Source organism: Thermoplasma volcanium GSS1, from assembly GCF_000011185.1.
Lineage (GTDB): Archaea > Thermoplasmatota > Thermoplasmata > Thermoplasmatales > Thermoplasmataceae > Thermoplasma > Thermoplasma volcanium.
The window spans coordinates 244601-263380 of record NC_002689.2 but is presented as its reverse complement, the minus strand read 5'-3'; the positions used below and the strand labels follow the sequence as shown (position 1 = coordinate 263380).

Here is an 18780-nt window from a genome sequence, read left to right as displayed (position 1 = left end):
CTGAATTATTTCATATATGAAAAAATTGATCCTACCTTGTAGAAGAAATTTTTTCTATCTGCTCTCTGATTTTGTTGGCATATTCTCTATCTTCTCCTTCACCATATTCTTGCCTTGGCCAGAAGAACCCCTTAAGCCCGTCTTTTTGCTTCCTAGGCACAATATGTACGTGTACGTGCGGAACGCTCTGGCTTACCTTATTATTTATTGCTATGAAGGTACCATCAGAAGAGGTAGCTATTTCAACGGCCCTTGATATAAGTTGAACTTCGTGCATCAACTTTGATGATGTTTCTTCATCCATTTCGTATATATTTTCAAAGTGCTTTCTTGGAACAAGCAAAGTATGGCCTTTGAAGAGCGGCTTGTGATCAAGAAAAGCTATGAAATGTTCGTCAGAATAAACTACATTAGACGCTATTTTTCCTGAGATGATATCGCAGAACTTGCATTTTACAACTTCGTTTTCTTCATCGAATAGCGTCAGCTGTTTCCCAGGCACATACAAATATCGTTAATACGTTAATATTTTTTATCCATGCTCTGAAAATTTATGCTATTTTCCTAGATTGGCTTTTTCAAATATCCGTTGATATTTGGCTTCCTGCCATCTGCTCCACATCTTTTGACTGCTTCACAGCTTCACCTGGCAGGCCTTTATGGGATCGTTTCAGACATGTCCGATACCTGAATGCAATGTTTATGCATGCATTCACATCACGGTCTATCTCAAGACCGCAGGAATCACACTTCAGGATCCTGCCATGCTCTATTCTGGCCAGAGTATCACATACCGAGCACATCCTGCTGGTGTTCCTTGTTTCCTTTCTTGTCAGCTCTATGACAGGAAGGCCTTCCCATGATGCCTTATACATTACCTGGGATGCAAGCATCCCATATGGAAATGCATTCTTAAGAAGGAATCTGTAATCCTTCCCTTTTCCATCGCCCTTCTTTGTAATCTTATTTATTCCCCTAATGTTCTCAAGGACAATCATCTCTTTTCTCGTGGATGCGTTAGCGACAATTGCCTTGCTTGTTTCATGCATGATCTGCTTTACCCTGTTTCTTTCCCTCTTTCCATACTTTGATAAAATCTTCTCTCGAATCCTCCTGTCATTCCTGTGGAAATGGGATTCCTTCTTCCTGTAGCGTTGCTTGATCTCAACGACATTTGAGAGATCATATATTTCATGATGGAATTCATTCCCTACTGTTGCATTCCTTAAATTCCGATCAACACCGACTGTAGTGGTGCATTCAATAGCATCGACATCCCTCCCTATGGTGAGAGAGAGTGTGTACGCCGACAAAGCAAAAGAATGCACTTTCACCATCGATGTTGCATCTCTTACATATGCATTCAGTGGTATGCTTTCGTATTCCCTATTGGCTATTGGGATCATTAGGTTTCCGCCAACTATCTTAAACCCATAATATGTGGATAGCATTGGTTTCTCGACGTGAGGCACGGTTGCCTTCTGCTTTTTCTTCAATCTCTTCCTGTATGTCTTCACAAGTGCAACTGCCTTGTTAATGGCTTCTATATAATAATACGAAGGTATCTCGTATTCCTTAAGTTTATGATAAACTTCATTCGATACAGAATTTCTTGATGTAAGATTCTTCTCAATCATAATATTTATCGTGAAATTGACCATATCAGTAAACTTATGCATAAGCACCTTCAGGTTATCAGAAGGATAGAAATACTGTTTTACGGCCTTGAAAGCGTACACAAATACATATACCACTATCATACATAAATTTACTTACAGGTCAAAGGATTAATAGATCAACTAAAATTTGCAAATGTCCCTAGATTGAAAAGATTTTATTCAACCTAAGTATATAGCGTTGCGGGCTTGTGGTCCAGTGGCTACGACGTCTCCCTCACACGGAGAAGATCGCCGGTTCGAATCCGGCCAGGCCCATTCCATTAATGGTAAGCAAAGTGTATCGGCATACAATTTTTTCATACTTTGCTTATACGCTCAGTTCACAACTTCTATGAAAACATGAGGTAATGAAAAATAAAAAGTATTTTATTGTTGAAAATTGATCACACATGGATTTTCAATTCGGCATATTTGCCAAATATGTAAGTTAATATTGAAAAATTCTGATACATATATAATTAAATAGTCATACAGAATTAAGATCGATGAAATCTAGTGATCGGCTTTTTACAGGACGTTCAGAAAACTATTCCAAATTTAGACCTAGTTATCCAGTAGGAATAGTAAAGATGCTAACTGATAAATACGGACTGAAAAAGGAAATGGTGATTGCTGACATTGGTTGTGGTACAGGTATACTAGCAAGAATGTTCCTTGAAAATGGAAACAAAGTATACTGCATAGATCCAAATGGAGAAATGCTTAAATTCGCCAAGGATGAGCTTAGTTCATTTGGAAATGCCATTATTGTGAGAGGAAGTGCCGAAAATACTGGTCTAGAGGATCACAGTGTAAATGTTATAAGCGCTGGCCAATCTTTCCATTGGTTTGACACCGATAAAGCAAAAGTGGAGTTTAGGAGGATACTTACAGCACCGTACATGGTAGTGCTTATTTGGAATGATAGAGACATAGATGACGGTTTTACTGCGGAGTACGAAAAGATAGTGTCGGCCTACGGCAAGAACTACCAAGGAACTGGAAGTACCGGTTTACCACCTGATACTATACCGCAATTTTTCAACTGGGCTTACGACTATTATCAGTATCAAAACTACCAAGAGCTCGACCTTGAAGGGCTAAAAGGTCGTTACCTATCCACTTTTTACAGTATAACACAGGAATATCCAAAATTTCAGGCTGCTATGAAAGCCCTTGAAACCGCCTTTAATGCCTTCAGTGTAGACGGCAAAGTCAGAATAAGGTACATAACAAAAGTGTTTGTCGGAAAACTTAATCCATAAACGGCGTATAGTTTAATGCATTTCTTTTCCGTACATCACACTCGCAGCGAATTATATAAAATGCCACATGCCTATGTTTTTGGTCATTCAAACTTCTTTGCAATTCGACGTATGATCTAATCCCCTGTTAATGCTATTTTGTACATATCAGCATTTGAGCAACGGAAGTTCTGTTCTAGAAGTAGCTTAACAGTAAAAAGAAAAATGATACGTATTGTAGCATATCGCTAAATAACTGCAGCACCGACCAACGAACGTCTGCAATAATTTATTGTGTTTTTAACCTATAGCTATTAATTTTACAGGGATCGCCCGAAATAAGCTGCGAAAACAAATAGAACACCCGCTATAATGGTAAGCATAAGTGTATTAATTCCTAGGCCGAATTCAATGAGTATCATACCTGCTGATAGTCCGCTTGCCGATTCTATCACTTTGTTGACCATATAGTTCATGCCGTTCGCAGCACTTCTTGTCTCCGGATTCACGTATATGTTCAATACTGCATTATAGGCCATTGGGCCCAAATAGTCAAAGAATATGACCGCTATGATAAGTGGCACAACAAACAATTGAGGGAGGTAACCAAGGAAGACCATAACAAGCGCCAAGAGAGAAGCTACAGACAATGCAGATGGAACGACTGTAGACTTGTATACGCCGAACCTTTTACTAATATAACCAGAAATGTAAGCCGCTATAAGAGCTGATCCATAGATTATCATATCTATTCCAAGTATGGAATTGAATGTGTAGAGGTGCAGCGCTGAAAGCATATACGTAACGTAGAAGGAGAAGCCCCAACCGATGAAACCAACTATGCCATTCAATGATAAGACAAAGGCCATTCGTTTAGAGCGCAAAAATTTGAGAGAATCTCCGAATATCCGTTCTCTCGAAGGGGGATCGCTTAAGGAAAGAATTGTTTTCCCATAGGCCTTTTCCATAACGTTTTCCAGTTCGGAATACTTTCTGTTAAGGTAGAGCCAAAGCGGCGTTTCCATAAGCCTGTACCTCAAAAAAAGCATTGAAACCGAGAATATCGCCGCTATCATGAAGACTATTTTCCACAGCTGATCCCATGTTACGAACAAGTGTGAAACAAAGACCACAACTATTGCAAGGATCGCTATGGCGGAAAACGAATATCCCCAGAGCGGATAGAATGTTTGCCTCTGTCTTTCATTTGCGTATTCATAAATGTACGTAAATCCGGTTACTACATCGCTCCCAATACCAAAACCCATCAAAATCCTGAAAGGGATAACTAAATAAATAGAAGGAGAAAATACTATCGCAATAGAAGATGCAAAGAATATAAGCATGTTCGATAACAGCATCCTTTTCCTTCCGAATCTCTCTACAAGGTATGCCCCAGAAATGGAACCCATTACCGCTCCTATATTTGCGGAGCTAACGGCTACGCTCAGAGTTAATCCGCTGAGATAGAAATAAGACCGAAAAAATGTTATAACAAAGGATAAGGATGCCAGATCCCAAACATCTAGAAAAATACTAGCCGAAACGATAATGGCTATTGAATATCCCATCCTGCTTTCGTTGTGGAGGATAAATTTTGTTATGTTCTCTACCAAAACTACTCCCCAGAGGAATTAGTGCTTAATGATATTATCATAGAGCAAACATTCTTATTCCTAGCTTCAAATCATTATCCTTTCAGCGTGGGTATAGACATTGAAACTACTTCCCCTCACAAAGCATATAAGGGTAAGGCCAAGCGATTCACACACTTCTATTGCGAGACTCGAAGGAGCTGAAACCGAGCATATAACTGGTATACCTGCAATAGCTGCTTTTTCCACTATCTCAAAACCTGCACGCCCGCTGACCTGTAGAATTAAGGTAGATGTGTCGATCCCTTCGATCAATGAAAAACCGACGACTTTATCCACTGCATTATGCCTGCCAATGTCTTCTGCAGTTACGATAGGTTTCCCGTCTGCTGAAAAAAGTGCTGCAGCATGTATGCCGCCTGTCTTCGAAAACAATTGCTGCATGCCCTTCATTATTACAGGCAGTGAAACTATGACGCCAGGATCGATTTTGATGTTGTCTCTTTTAATCTTTCCCATCCTGAGGAAGATGCCGTTTATAGTTGACTTGCCACATATGCCGCATGATGAATTTACAAATCTCTCCCTGTAATCAGGATCAAAAGAACCGTTTCTAGGATCTATGTTTACAGTTACTATATTATCTTGAGCTTTTCCCTCTATTGATACACCTTCTATGCCATTTATCCATCGCCTATCATGAAGTATGCCTTCACTGTATAGGAATCCCACTGCAAGCCAATCATCGTGTACTGGCGTTCTCATAACAATACCAGCACTCTTCTCTTTGTCGCTGCCTATTCTAAATTTGATCTCAAGCGGTTCTTCCTGTGCAACTTGATCTTCGGCTTCTAGCCAACCATAGCTATCTATGCGCTTCAATGTACGATGACTCGTTAAACCATTCAAGTGAGTTGCAGCTTTCACTTTTCTTCATCCTTTGTAAACCCTTTTGCAACTGAGAGCAAGACCCTTACACCTGCACTTACATCCGGATCTTTTAGCTGTGATCCTATCTTCAATAGGCTCAATGATCCCTCCGCTTTCAGCTTATCCGCGCTTTCTATGGATTTAGCTGCATTTTCCATGAATTTTCTCAGCCTCTCAGAATCAATTGAGCTCAAAAGTGTGTAAATTGTGAGTATATTTCTTAAAAAATTCTGGTTTTTTTCCTTATAAATCTCTTCCGTTGCAACCCCTACAACGTCTGCTTTATGTTCCATAATGGCCTTGATCATATCTAATACTCCGCTTTTTTTTTGCTACTCCAACCAGCTCAAGGATTGCTTCAATTTCACTCCTGTATTCCGTTATTATATTATAGAAACCTTCGCTTTCTTGGCTTATGCTTGAATCTTCAATGCTATCTATCATCTTTGCCATGTCATCACTCCGTAGTAAGCTTAACGTAATCCTTTCTGGCCCATTTTTTCTCAACCTGTACGCCTATCTGTGGGTGCGGTATGGCATTTCTCGGATTCGTTGATGGCAGCGGAGGCGGACCTCTCTTGCCCGTTATCTTCTCGAGCCTCACAGACACCTCCTTGTAGGCGGGTGTGTGTGCAGTCGGATCCATTAAGCGTCCTGTAAGTAAGTTTACTGCAGAATCTCCAGACGCGTTCATGGGCATATACAGCTCTTTCCCTGAAACTCTGTCCGATACAAGGACGCTTACCTTTATACTCCCATACTCCGAGGTTATCCTAACCAAGTCGCCTGTTTCCAGTCCACGCTCTTTGGCTAGATCAGGAGAGACTTCGACAAACGTACCTGGCACTTTAGATCTTATCCCTGGCGATTTGTACGTTTCATTTCCCTCATGGAAATGTTCCAGCAGCCTTCCGTTGTTAAGGTGCAGATCAAATTCCAAGCCCGATGAAAGCGGCGGGTTGTACTTGAGCGGATAGAGCCTTGCTTTGCCGTCTGGAAAGTTAAATTCTTTTTCATAGAGCAGTGGGGAATCCTTCCCGTCGCTACGTACTGGCCACTGCAAACTTTTGAAGCCTTCAAGGAGTTCATACCTAACTCCTGCAAATATTGGCGAAAGAGAAGCCGCCTCTTCCATTATTTCAGATGGATGCCCATAATTCCATCTAGCCCCAAGCCTGTTTGCAATATCCTGTATTATCTGCCAATCTGGCCTAGTACCTGGCAGCGGAGCCATAACCTCATATATTCTCTGTATCCTCCTCTCTGTGTTTACGAAGGTGCCTTCCTTCTCAAGGCTTGCAGAAGCAGGAAGAACTACGTCAGCATATTTTGCCGTTTCAGAGAGGAATAGATCCTCTACAACTAGGAAATCAAGTTTTTCAAGTTGATCCCTGATGAAGTTTGAATCCGATCCAGTTTCTACCAGTTCTTCTCCTACTACATACATTGCCCTTATTTTTCCATTCATTATCCCTTCCAGGCATGTATTGTTATCAAGCCCTGGCTTTTCAGGTATAGTGCAGTGCCACGCATCTTCAAATTTCTTCCTAACAGTTGGATCTGAGACAGGCTGATAACCTGGCAAGTAAGCATTCATCGCACCGAAGTCGCTTGCCCCCTGCACGTTATTGTGTCCCCTTAGGGGATATGCACCGGTACCGTGTCGCCCATAGTTTCCAGTTATTAGGAGCAGATTCGATATAGCGGTAGAAGTATCACTACCGGCCTGATGCTGAGTAACTCCCATGGCCCAGAGGATAACCATGTTCTTAGCTTCGTGTATCATGTTAGCAACCTTCATCAGCGTCTCCTTGCTGATACCAGTCGCTTCCTCAGCAAATTCCATTGTGAAAGGCTCTAGGCTCTTAACATAATCTTCAAAGCCACTTACTCTTTCCCTGATGAAGCTCTTATCTTCCCAGCCTTTATCCAATATATATTTAGTTACAGCGCTAAGCCATACGATATCCGTCCCTGGCTTTGGATGCAGGAATAAGTCTGCCCTCCGTGCCATCTCATGCATCCTTAGATCGGACACGATCAGTTTTTGCCCATTGAGCTTGTGTGCCCTCTTAACCCTCGTTGCAAGTACAGGATGGGATTCAGCTGTATTTGTACCAATGGCTATTACAAGATCCGCCATGTATATGTCCTGTATAGAGCCGGAATCTCCCCCGTAACCTACAGTGCGCCAAAGGCCAGTAGTTGCTGGGGCCTGACAGAACCTAGAGCTGTTGTCGACGTTATTCGTACCAAATACTTGGCGGGCCAGTTTCTGCATTAGATACGCTTCCTCGTTAGTGCCCTTCGAGGACGCTATGAACTCTATGGCATCCCCACCATACTTGTCCTTTATCTCCCTTAGCTTTTTTGCCACTAGATCCAAAGCCTCTTCCCATGTAGCCCTCCTGAACCTTTCGCCATCCCTTATTAGGGGGCTTGTTAGCCTTTCTTTGCTGTTAACAAAGTCCCAGCCAAACTTTCCCTTTATGCATGTAGATATCCCGTTCGCTGGTGATTCAGGCTGCGGCTGAACCTTTAAAATTTCCCTTCCCATTGTCCACATCTCAAAGGAGCAGCCTACTCCGCAGTATGTACAGACTGTTTTTGTCTTCTTTATCCTGCTGGAGCGCATCTTTGATTCGATGTTGCTTATGGCCATTATTGGAGACATTGTTATTTCTGGCTCTATAGATTTTACCACGTCTATCATCTTCTGCTTCGTATTCTTTTCTAAACCTGTGAGGAAACCGGCCTTGCCTAACATTGTCTTTTCCATTAACGCATTAACAGGGCAAACAGTAACACAATGGCCACACGATACGCACGAAGATTCATTTATGGGAACGTCGTTGTCCCACACAACTCTTGGCCTTTCCCTGCTCCAGTCTATACTCAGGGTTTCGTTGACCTGTACGTCTTGGCATGCCTCAACGCATCGGCCACATAATATGCATTGATTCGGATCGTAGACGTAGAACGGATTAGAATCATCCACAGGGTACGGTTTTGGTTCGTAGGGATACTTCTGGTTATCTATTTCAAGGTCATGTACAGCATTGTGAAGAGGGCAATCTCCGTTGTTGTTGTCGCAGACCGTACAGTACAAGTCATGATTGTGCAGCATTCTTTGAACAGCTTCCCTTTGCAGTTCTAGAACCCTATTTGAATTGTAATCTATCTTGGCTCCCTGCTCTAAATAAGTGGAACATGAACGTACAATTTTTCCGTTCATATCTACAAGGCATGTATCGCAAGTGTTTATAGGGCCAAGGCTTGGATGGTAACATATGTGTGGAATATCGATACCATTTAGCAAAAGCGCTTGCAATATTGTCTGATTTTTTTCTCCTTTGAGCGACTTACTGCCAGCATAAAACTCTATAACTTCACCAACTTCCACAACTATCAACTCCTAATTTTAAAACAAGGTGCATTTACCCTAGTTTGCACCTCAGTTACATTTAAAAATTGACCTTCGATATTTAAGAATTTTCAAGTAATAAGCAGGACTTAACTTATAAATATAATTATATTCTAAATTATTGTATCGCTAATGGGAAACAGATAAGTAAAATAAAATATTAGCATAATGTAAAAATATGTATTTATAGGAACTATAAACTCACATCATTTTTCATAACAACAAATATCTTGAACAAATTTTTATAATAAGGCTTATACTAAATAGTATGATATTATAAACATTTATAAAAATGCCTGTATTTGATAACAAGATACTACACCACATTTAAATAAATTACAGATGAGACTGTGTAGTGGTGCTAAAAAATGACAGGCCCACTACCACCTTTGGCAATAGGATTTTTTGGGCTAGGAAGTGGATACTTCATATACGGCGGATGGGAATTTTTCCGTATTCCTAAGGAGAATACGGACAAGGTCAACCACGTGCTTGGCCAATGGGGAATATGGATGCCCGGCTTCATGCAGTTCGTTACTGGGACTTAACTCTTTCTCGGTTTGACTGTATTCAATGCATTCCAGGCAAGCCCAGTGCTCTACATGGCCGCAACTGCATTCACTGCCTATGGTGTTCACTGGTTCGCTCTGGGAATAAACAAATACGTAGGCGGAGACACAACTGTGGACGGCTATATGGCCATCGCATTTCTATGGATAAGCATAACAGGAGCGTTTGTCTTTTTCAAAGCCGGTGACGTACCAGTCGCTACACTTTTCGTGCTGCTTGCCCTCGTCTATATATCAGATATTCCTGCGAGCCTTCTACATTCCGCATCCTGGACTAGAATTAAAGGGGCTTTCCACCTAATAACAGGAACGTGGCTAATGTATCTTTTCTTTGCCGCTGTTACAACATTCGCCCTGGGTATGCACCTCCCGCTTTGAGCCTACAGTTAATTCCCCAGTCAAATTTATAAATAATTTTTATTCATTAAATAAATTTCTAAAGACCATTATTATTTTCTAACCAATACATAGATAAAAGTTAAAATATATCTACTTCTATGAGAGGAAAATGAAAAAATTTACATAGATCATAACGTAACGAAATAAAATTGCCGATATACCTAGCATAACGTTCTGTAAAGCAGAAAATACGAACAAGGTGTAAAATATCATCACACTCGTGATATATCTAGATGCCGGTATAAAGCTTAATTCTGCATATACGCTCATTTTCTTATGAAAATAATTCTGTCCGTTGATTCGGAGGAAAAAATACCAATGTCCATAACGGCAGCTACTCATCTTTCGGAGATGCCTGAAACTGAACTAGTAGAAGTTGTTTATTTAAACGGAGGGATAGCTGCAGTTACCGAAAAGAATAGGATCGGGCCGATTTTGAAGAACAAGAAAGTACAGGTAGTGGCATGCGGCACCTCAATGGAAGCTAGAAACATACAAAAGGATGAGCTTGCCCCTGGCGTTGTATACGTACCAGCGAGCCTAAAAGAAATAATAAAAAGGAAACAGGAAGGTTATATGTACCTGGTCCTTTAAATTAAATTATTTTATTTTCTGTCAGGTAGTTTTACAAATTTTCTCTCAGCAGGGCCAACATAGACAGCCCTTGGCCTTATTAATCTCTGCTGTTCTTCTACGTACTCTATGAAGTGTGCTTCCCAGCCAGTAACCCTTGATAGGGCAAACAGAGCAGTGTATATGTTGTTCCTAAGGGGGAAACCTACGGACATGTAAACTATGCCAGAGAAGTAGTCTGTGTTCGGGTATATGCCTTTTGATCCAAACTGTTTAACACCGAGGTCCTCCAACTTTGTGGCTATATCGTATATTTTCTTTACCTCTGCATTATTCTTGGAGAGATTCTCAGCTATTCCCTTGAATATCTTTGCCCTTGGATCATATGTCTTATATACTCTGTGCCCGAATCCCATGAGCCTCTTCTTGCCGTTTATTATGTTGTCATTGAACCATTTCTCTACGTTTGAAGGCTCTTTTATTTCATCAAACTGCGCTATTGCGGCTTCTGCAGCACCACCATGGAGCGGGCCCTTGAGTGCAGCAAGAGCAGCAGTTATGCCAGAGTAAATATCACTCAATGTTGATACAGCAACAAGTCCTGCAGTTGTTGACGCAGGAACCTCGTGGTCTGTGTAAAGTATTAGCGCAGTGTTTATTGCATCTACTTCCTCCTTTGTAACATTCCTGCCAAAGGCAGCTTTAAGGAAGCTTTCAGCATAGCTGTCAGACGGTTTTGGCCTCTCAGCTGGCATACCGAGGATATGCCTATAGACATTTGCAGTTATAGCGGACATGCTGCCTATCATCTGTGCAGCAACATCCCTGTCCGTATCCTTATTCCACTTGAACTTTATTTCAGATGCTGCCATAGACGCAACTGCAGCCATCTGCATTGCAACTGCATCTGATTCTCTTGGAAGCTGCCTAATTGAATTTATTACGAAATCTGGAATGTTATATCCTTTTTGCACATTTTCTTTAAAGATCTTTAATTCCTGTGCATTAGGTAATTCTCCATATAAGAAAAGGTACTGAATCTCCTCTGCCTGTGCGCCGTTATTGATTATATCCTCTACGGAGTATCCCCCATATCTAAGGATACCTTTATTTCCATCTATAGTTGTTAGCCTTGTCCATTTAATGTTGACATCTTCCAAACCCTTGCTAATTTCTTCAGTTGTTTCCGGCATAAAAACACCTCTACATTTCTAATATCGTTTCACGTTATTTTAAGGTTCGCTACATATATCGTTGTATTATGCATACGCTAAACGTGAAATATGTATTTAAAATTGAATAAATATTATCATATCATGTTTCAATTTATTGCGCTGCGAAAGATGTGTGAACCGTAAATCAATCTTAATACATACATACGTTCTTACACTGTGTTATTTGGAAAGATTAATAACAGAAACGTCTATGTAATTGTCAACCACAACATAGTATCTCTTAAAAGAACTGTTATAGAGCAATTATGGCGATCGAAAGGAAGAAAAATAGTTATATATACATATGGAAACCGGAGTATAGCAAATAGAATAGCAGTTGAATTTCCAGATTCTGATTTGTTCGAATTCGGAGGGTATTCCAGCACATTGGCCGATACCAGAGAAAGAGCAAGAGCGCTTGGGTACCAACTTGCCGTTGAGATATTTTCGGAAGCATTGCAGATCAACAACCTGAACATCATAATAACGGGGTACGAAAATCTTCATATATCAAGCCTAGAGTACGAAGACAAGGAACTTACCTCGGTCTTTTTATCCGAACTCCTTGAAAGTATGGATCCAGAACATAATCGAAACTCTCTTTATTTCATTTCTTCAACGGGTGATGAAGTTGTCGAAGTTGCCATAAAATCTATCTTTCCCCAAGCTGTATTAATAAATGAATAAAGATTTTCTAAAAAAACTAGGAACGAAGATCTTCAATGTTTTCTTCTAATATAAAAACCGATGGCCGCTCCTGCAATGAGCCCTGCAGCTGTTGATGCTATAATATAGTAATAGAAAATGATGTCCCTGTTCTGGATATATGTGACCGACACATCCAAGTTTTTTCCATTTATTATAATAGTATTTGTTGATAGAGTTTTGGAATAACCAGGTATTGTATCTGCGTAGATCGAATACCTGCCTGGTGGCAGGAGAATTTTAATGGTAGAGGTATTTCCGTAGTAGACTTTACCATCCACCACTATGAACCAATCTGTACCTTTTGGAAGCCCGTGTTCAGATACTGTTAAAATGTACATACTAGTTGTAAATTTCACAGAAATGATCGACGAAGAACCTGATACATTAAGATAGCCATAGCTGTTATGTGGGGAATACCCATACGGACCGTATATTTCATAGGTATACGTACCATTTGGAAGCAGAACTGTAATTGATCTCGAAATGGATGCGTATATGTTTCCTGCGACTTGTACTTCCCAAGTTGAATTACCTGGAAGACCCTCTTCATTGAACGTAACGGAGAACAATACGCCCGTATTTACTGTAAAGTTGTAGTATGTATTATTTTTGTAAGCATAAATATAGTTTTCGCCGCTGTAGATATATCCTGGCGGCAAATAAACTGAGAATGAGCTATTGCCATCGTTGTAGAGAGATACGTTCATATACGGCGTGTTCGACACATAATAAACACCGTTGATTGATGCCTGCCAACTTAGGCCTTTTGGCAATCCGGATGCGTGCAGAAAAAGAATATAGCTGAAGTAATTCAACGGATAGTAATCGTATCCTGATTCAATGTATCCTTGTTCATTCCATGGGCCCGTAATATAAGGGCTGCCCCAGTAATTGCCACCTTCGAATCCACCTCCTATTATGCTGCCTATTAATGGTATTCCATTAACGTAAATCGTATAATTCACGGGTTCCTTGTTCGAAAGGCTCCAATAATCATGATAGGTGGCGTTCTTGCCGGTGTATATGTTTATGTTGGGAGAATACGCAATGTCTTGTTCGGTGAAAAAGTTGTTGTAGACCAAGTTTCCGGAGGCGTCCATAAAGAGACCAGTTGTCGTGTTTACTCCAGCGATGATCGGGCCAGGGAATGTGTTTCCCCATATGGTATCATTCTCTAGAGTATCCGGAGCTCCATAAATAAGAAGTGAAGAAAAATATGCAGACTGCAGCTCACCAGGGAAATACGAAAACGGAACGAACGTATTTGACGCTACAAGAACATTGGTAGAATTCCAAACTGTAAGGTCCCCTACGATGAAACCGGCCATAGTAGATGGGAACCAGCCTGATATTAGGCTAGCGTTCAGTATAGATATGTTTGAAGAACCGTATACCTGGAGGGTGAGGTAGTTGTTAAGAGGCAGGTTAGCGGCTTTGAGTTGATATTCTGGATGTCCGGTATAATTAATGGACATCGGGGAATTATAATAAATGATGAGATGCTTTGTAACATTTACGATAGATACGCCTGCGAAGACAGGAAAGAAATAATCGTTTAATGCACCAAACAGTGGGCTAATGCTAGCGCTTCCATTTAAGTATATGGCGTATGGAGAGCTTGCAGTCCCAAGCCCAAAAGCACCATATGCTGCTATTTGGCTGTTGTTAAAGATCATTATAGGCGTATATACTCCAGCATATTTGTCCGGCAGTAATGATGCATTGGTTAAGGGATTAATATCATTATAGAAAGTCTGCTTATAGTAATTTTTCAACACAGCAGCGGAATATGAACCTGAAGCTGCATAAAACGTTGTGTTAATTCCATTTAAAGGCGCCCATACAGCCGAAGTATTATTGAATTCAGATCCGGGAGAAATAAATACGAAGGATCCTGAAGGCGCTTCTATTTTAATTATCCTCTCTGAAGCTGAGACATTCCACATGCCATATAGAAGGCTTGGTCCACCAGTGAGCTTTGCAGTATGATTTGACCAGCCAACATTTACGCCATAGGAAGTTTCCCCGGTATCAAAACCATAATCATACGCAGATTTTACAGGTTCATAAGCATGAGCAGTTTCATTGAACAAGTATAGGGACATAGTTCCATTGATTGAGTAGAAGTTTGCATTACTTCCGCCTCCTGGGCCGCCAATGACCAGTTCTGCATCATTAAGGAGCCCTGATGGAGAAGTTACGTAACCGCTGACAAAGTAGTAGGCCCCGCTCTCTGAAGAATTAGAATTGAAGGTAACCATATCATATGATCCTGACTTCGAATAACTAGGGTTCAGGATAGAGTAGTTGAAATATACTAAGTCGTTCCCGTTTGCAAATGAATAGTTAAGGTATAGTTTCAGGGTAAACGGAAAAGATATATTCAGAGTTGGGCCAACATAGTAATAATATTTGTTTGACACAATTTTTCCTTTCCCCTCTAAAGTACTTAATGGAAGTGCAAAACTGCTCCTGCTTGAAAAATTCCAAACGTTGTCAATAAATGTTAATTCATGCGTCCTGACAGAATAAACCACAACGTTCTGTGTCCAAAATACGTATTTCGGCGTTCCATGAAGTGTTACATTGTTCAGGACAGCGTTAAGCTGTATACTAAAGCTATTCGGCATATCATCGTCAAGGTAGTACTCATTAGATGAGTTCAGAGTGATTTCTCCCATTACGCTTGATGAGGTAACATTGTATGCAGACAAGTGGCCAGAGTTGTTGTATAAACCGATATCTGATAGACCCATTGGCGAAGGTGAAGCAATCTTGGTAGGTGTAATGATTCCATCGTAATGGTACATTTTCCCGATCTCACTGTTTGGAGGGTAAAAGTAGTGCATAGATTTGCTTGCAGTCAGTATGCTATAATTTGTTTCCACCGGTGTTCGTATAGTACTATTAACATATCCAATGTTAGGCGATGCAGGCATAGCTGAATGGCGGTAATCATGCGAATCCTGTGTTTGAAACGGCGTAACGGTAATCAGAGATATTACCAAAATTCCAACAATAATATATTTCCACGTAGCTTAGGGATTTCAAAATTTTTATTTAAGGCTTTTCGAGAATAGCAGCTATTCTTTTCCTCCCATCATTTGAAGTGCAATTGTAAGGTATGGTTCGATACCTTTCATTATCTTATTTACAGCTTTTTCAAGATGTTCCTGAAGGGTAGAATAGGATATGTTAAACTGCTTCGCCAACTCCACTATGTTAGTCCTCTTTGGCACATCGAAATAGCCGTTGTGGTAAGCTGAGACAAGATATCTCAACTGCTTTTCAGTGAGATCAGAAAAAAGATCAGAGAGCGATATAGAGTAAATATCACGTACCAGATCCGGGTCAACTTCAATCTTTTTAGTGATCCGAACTTTCCCAACATCCTCTAGGTCTTTAAATAAACCAAGGAAATCCTCGCTCCTGGGTGATATTACGGATAGCTTCTCGTGGCCCCCATTATAAAAGACTGGCGCTTTCCACATAAGGTTATGGTGTTCGGCTTTTCTTATAGTTGAGTTTGACACATTGCATCTGCATGACAGTATCACTGAGAGCCTACCCCCAGACCTTGATCGATACAGTGAGTTTGTGTTAAGGCTTTTCTCTATCTCCGGTACGTACTTTTCTAAACTGTCAAGATCTTCTTTGTTCCCATAAAACTCTAGATAGTCTATAGCTGAATTGCACCACCTATAGAAGCTAACCTGTGGAAAATCCTTGCTTAACTTGCAAAAGGGAAGATCATTCTCAAGATCCATTTCGATCTCATCCATGCCGGTATATAACGGCTATACCTATTTATCTTTACCTATTATCATATGTTAAGGTGAAAAAATGGTTTCAATTGTAGTAGAACACAGATGGAAGGAAAAGAACCAAGATGCTGCCTTTAAGGTTGTAGGCAGTATAATAGACATGCAGAAGAACGGTACTCTTCCAGCGGGCTTCACTCTGAAATCCGTAAATGTAATAGGAAGCGAGCGAATGGCCGTATGCGAGTGGGATGCACCTAGCCTTGACGACTTTAAAGCACTGTTGGAGAAGGTTAACCCGCCTACAAAGCATGAAGTATTTGAAGCCCAGAGACTTCTCTAAGTACAATTTATAATTTATTTTTATGAAAAATATTTAAAAGTAAAGCCATAGAAAACTATGTTCGATGACCTTAAATAGTGTTTTTATGATATTTATCCTATTATTTTAAAAAATGGCGTTTCCTTAAACAATGTTGAGATTGGAGTAAATCATCGTATTAAATCCATGGATGCCAAACAAAATTTGCTAGAAAGCTGACATTCTTGAGTTAAGTTCAGCCACCCAGATCAATTCTATTTCCAAAATGTTATCAAAAAGATTAATATTTAAAGATTCAATGTTTACCTATATATGAAAGTTGAACAGTGCCCACAGTGCGGTACAATCATACCGGCTGGCAGTGATGTCTGCCCTATATGCGGCTACACGCTTAAGAAGAAAACGACTGATAATAGCTGGAGAGGCATCTTTGCTTCAATATTTGCACGGAGAAGGATACTTACCATGGTATTAGTATTCATATTCGAAATTGCCTTAATGTTCGTTATTACCGCTATTCCGATGTCTTTTAGCCAAGCGAAAGCTATTGCTGGGCAGACCGAACCAAGCCTTCAAGCGGTAAGAAGCCTTCCAATACTATCAAGATCGGTATCCATATTTTCCCACAACTACGAGATAGCAAGCATAGAAATCGTACCTGTTATAGGGCAGATTTTTTTCGTTATTTCAACTTATAGCACAGCAATAGTGTTAGATGCGCTTGCAATAGGCCAGGGCGTACCTGGTCCCATTGCTCTTTTTACACTTCTCCTCCTGCCGTATTCGTGGCTTGAACTGCCTTCCTACGCTATAGCGGCAACGGAAGGGGGGTTTTTAATAGCATCTATATTTAGAAAACAGTTCAGGGTAGAGATAAAGAGAGCCGTTATCGTATGGCTCCTAGTCGGAATAGAACTTTTAACTGCAGGCATATTTGAGTCATGGACAATATATCTAGAGACATCAAGTAATCCATTCGCGATCTTCATCACGTGGATACCGTACGTCATAATACTTGCTATTTTCATAACAGTCGTAAGGTCTTTCTTAAAAAGATATGAAAGTAGCAAAAGTAGAGAGCGCCAACAATACTAAAAATGAAAATAGTTTATTGATCATGAATTCTAATAAAATATAGTATTATCTACTTATACCTTTACCTTACCTACACTTCTGTTGAAAAGAATCCGCGTTCATTAGTTTTCCTGAAATTACGAACTAATAATTATTGCGTAGTTTTGCCCCGAAGCTTTAGATGTTTTCAATTTCTATTTCTTTACCATAGTTTCTAATCATGATGGCTATCGAGGATCAGTTGCGAATTTTTTCGATATTTTTCGCTACGTTGAAATTGCATCATTTGAGAGGCTTTGCAAACATATCTGCATTCAATGGGCGAGTATTCTCAATTTATTTTTTATTCGAAGAACAAGGCTTTTTTGCTATATTAGCCGCAAAATAAACTACGAGATGTCTTTGTTTATTGCTTAGAGATAAAAAGATATCATACTCTATTATATGCTTATTGTTGAATGGTGACGTTTACACATGTTCATAATTATCGGTGATTTAATAGCGTTTGTAATATCCGTTTTAGTCACGCTTATAATAGCTTCGGTACCGGTATGGGTCGCCGCGAAGATAGTTGCTAAGAGATCGACTTTCGGCCAGGCTGTCGCAGCTACCCTTCTTTCACTAATAATATTTTTTATACTTCTATTCGTCTTCTCGATATTTACACCATTCATAGGCGGTATATTTGGCTTCATAGGCGCCCTATGGGTATTCCGCAAAGTTTACAATATAGGCTGGGTGGATTCACTTGCACTAACTATTATCGCAATATTTATTGCTATAATGATTTATATAATACTCGGTGCATTCTTGTTCCCAGTGATACATACAAGTATGATCCACGAACATGCAGTTGTAACATCAATTATCGTCTGAATGATGGAATGAAGCTTTATTTTCATTCAACTTTCTAAATAATTACTTTATACAAACAGTGAAAATCTATATCATATTGCCTAAGGATCCGATAATCACTTCTTAGACTTTTATATGTTATGATCAGTCGAAGTGAGATATCCGTAGGCAAGAATGCGAATGCGACCTTCCAAACCCTTGCCAAGACCTAATGATATAAAGATCATAAAGCATTATTTAGCTATGTTTAAGTCCATTAGTCATAGAAATAAATAAAACCCAATTTTCTGGTTCATGTAGAATATACCCGCATTAAATGCCAAAGTATATTTTCCAGCTGGAAAAACCTAAGCATCCGGGCAGACCCGAACTTTAAAAATGCAAGGCCAGCAGAAGCTTTATAGCAACCGCTAGATATGCCCTAACCATTTGATCAGTATAACAAATAACAATA

General features: G+C 40.0%; 18 protein-coding genes and 1 tRNA gene. 9 read left to right on the top strand and 10 right to left on the bottom strand.

Annotated elements, in window-relative coordinates:
• Positions 1 to 31: 31 nt before the first annotated feature.
• Entirely contained in the window at positions 32 to 502 is a 471-nt protein-coding gene (locus TVG_RS01300) for an HIT family protein (RefSeq protein ID WP_241760300.1), read from the bottom strand.
• Between the two features lie 76 nt (positions 503 to 578).
• Positions 579 to 1739, bottom strand: coding sequence for an RNA-guided endonuclease InsQ/TnpB family protein (locus TVG_RS01295; RefSeq protein ID WP_241760299.1), 1161 nt, complete (start codon positions 1737 to 1739; stop codon positions 579 to 581).
• 122 nt (positions 1740 to 1861) lie between these two features.
• Here TVG_RS01295 and TVG_RS01290 point away from each other — a divergent pair.
• Both TVG_RS01290 and TVG_RS01285 read left to right on the top strand, forming a co-directional pair.
• Positions 1862 to 1934 (top strand) — tRNA-Val (locus TVG_RS01290).
• Between the two features lie 230 nt (positions 1935 to 2164).
• On the top strand, positions 2165 to 2923 hold the full coding sequence (locus TVG_RS01285) for a class I SAM-dependent methyltransferase (protein ID WP_010916505.1): 759 nt from the start codon (positions 2165 to 2167) through the stop codon (positions 2921 to 2923).
• Positions 2924 to 3222: 299 nt separating this feature from the next.
• On the opposite strand, the gene TVG_RS01280 is transcribed toward TVG_RS01285, so the two are convergent.
• From TVG_RS01280 to fdhF, 5 genes are all read right to left on the bottom strand, one after another.
• Complete coding sequence (locus TVG_RS01280) at positions 3223 to 4518, bottom strand: MFS transporter (protein WP_010916504.1); 1296 nt, start codon at positions 4516 to 4518, stop codon at positions 3223 to 3225.
• A gap of 66 nt (positions 4519 to 4584) precedes the next feature.
• Positions 4585 to 5424, bottom strand: a complete 840-nt coding sequence (gene fdhD, locus TVG_RS01275; protein WP_010916501.1) for a formate dehydrogenase accessory sulfurtransferase FdhD — start codon at positions 5422 to 5424, stop codon at positions 4585 to 4587.
• The gene (locus TVG_RS01270) at positions 5421 to 5735 is read right to left on the bottom strand and encodes a DUF1641 domain-containing protein (RefSeq protein WP_083755821.1); all 315 of its coding nucleotides are present in this window, start codon (positions 5733 to 5735) and stop codon (positions 5421 to 5423) included. Before TVG_RS01270 ends, fdhD begins: the two co-directional genes overlap by 4 nt.
• Complete coding sequence (locus TVG_RS08425; protein WP_156769040.1) at positions 5710 to 5880, bottom strand: hypothetical protein; 171 nt, start codon at positions 5878 to 5880, stop codon at positions 5710 to 5712. Before TVG_RS08425 ends, TVG_RS01270 begins: the two co-directional genes overlap by 26 nt.
• A gap of 4 nt (positions 5881 to 5884) precedes the next feature.
• On the bottom strand, positions 5885 to 8839 hold the full coding sequence (fdhF, locus tag TVG_RS01265; RefSeq protein ID WP_010916499.1) for a formate dehydrogenase subunit alpha: 2955 nt from the start codon (positions 8837 to 8839) through the stop codon (positions 5885 to 5887).
• A gap of 380 nt (positions 8840 to 9219) precedes the next feature.
• Here fdhF and TVG_RS08745 point away from each other — a divergent pair, with 380 nt between their 5' ends.
• From TVG_RS08745 to TVG_RS01255, 3 genes are all read left to right on the top strand, one after another.
• Positions 9220 to 9399: a hypothetical protein gene (locus tag TVG_RS08745; protein WP_010916498.1), complete on the top strand. Its 180-nt coding sequence runs from the start codon at positions 9220 to 9222 to the stop codon at positions 9397 to 9399.
• Positions 9400 to 9411: 12 nt separating this feature from the next.
• Entirely contained in the window at positions 9412 to 9798 is a 387-nt protein-coding gene (locus TVG_RS01260) for a hypothetical protein (RefSeq protein ID WP_010916497.1), read from the top strand.
• A 297-nt stretch (positions 9799 to 10095) separates the two neighbouring features.
• Positions 10096 to 10413, top strand: a complete 318-nt coding sequence (locus tag TVG_RS01255) for a DsrE family protein (RefSeq protein ID WP_010916496.1) — start codon at positions 10096 to 10098, stop codon at positions 10411 to 10413.
• A gap of 11 nt (positions 10414 to 10424) precedes the next feature.
• Here TVG_RS01255 and gltA read toward each other — a convergent pair whose 3' ends face one another.
• A complete protein-coding gene (gene gltA / locus TVG_RS01250; protein ID WP_010916495.1) occupies positions 10425 to 11585 on the bottom strand; it encodes a citrate synthase in 1161 nt (386 codons plus the stop codon).
• Between the two features lie 198 nt (positions 11586 to 11783).
• On the opposite strand from gltA, the gene TVG_RS01245 reads away from it, so the two are divergent.
• Complete coding sequence (locus tag TVG_RS01245) at positions 11784 to 12293, top strand: hypothetical protein (protein WP_010916494.1); 510 nt, start codon at positions 11784 to 11786, stop codon at positions 12291 to 12293.
• A 32-nt stretch (positions 12294 to 12325) separates the two neighbouring features.
• On the opposite strand, the gene TVG_RS01240 is transcribed toward TVG_RS01245, so the two are convergent.
• Together TVG_RS01240 and TVG_RS01235 are read right to left on the bottom strand one after the other, a co-directional pair.
• Positions 12326 to 15322 (bottom strand): thermopsin, encoded by a 2997-nt coding sequence (locus tag TVG_RS01240; RefSeq protein ID WP_010916493.1) that lies wholly within the window; start codon positions 15320 to 15322, stop codon positions 12326 to 12328.
• 75 nt (positions 15323 to 15397) lie between these two features.
• Positions 15398 to 16096 (bottom strand): helix-turn-helix domain-containing protein, encoded by a 699-nt coding sequence (locus tag TVG_RS01235; RefSeq protein WP_010916492.1) that lies wholly within the window; start codon positions 16094 to 16096, stop codon positions 15398 to 15400.
• 61 nt (positions 16097 to 16157) lie between these two features.
• Here TVG_RS01235 and TVG_RS01230 point away from each other — a divergent pair, with 61 nt between their 5' ends.
• The 3 genes from TVG_RS01230 to TVG_RS01220 all read left to right on the top strand — a co-directional run bounded on the left by TVG_RS01230 (position 16158) and on the right by TVG_RS01220 (position 18347).
• Positions 16158 to 16418, top strand: a complete 261-nt coding sequence (locus TVG_RS01230) for a hypothetical protein (RefSeq protein ID WP_010916491.1) — start codon at positions 16158 to 16160, stop codon at positions 16416 to 16418.
• A gap of 291 nt (positions 16419 to 16709) precedes the next feature.
• Positions 16710 to 17492, top strand: coding sequence for a zinc ribbon domain-containing protein (locus tag TVG_RS01225; protein ID WP_010916490.1), 783 nt, complete (start codon positions 16710 to 16712; stop codon positions 17490 to 17492).
• A 453-nt stretch (positions 17493 to 17945) separates the two neighbouring features.
• Complete coding sequence (locus TVG_RS01220; RefSeq protein WP_010916489.1) at positions 17946 to 18347, top strand: hypothetical protein; 402 nt, start codon at positions 17946 to 17948, stop codon at positions 18345 to 18347.
• The last annotated feature ends 433 nt before the right edge of the window (positions 18348 to 18780 follow it).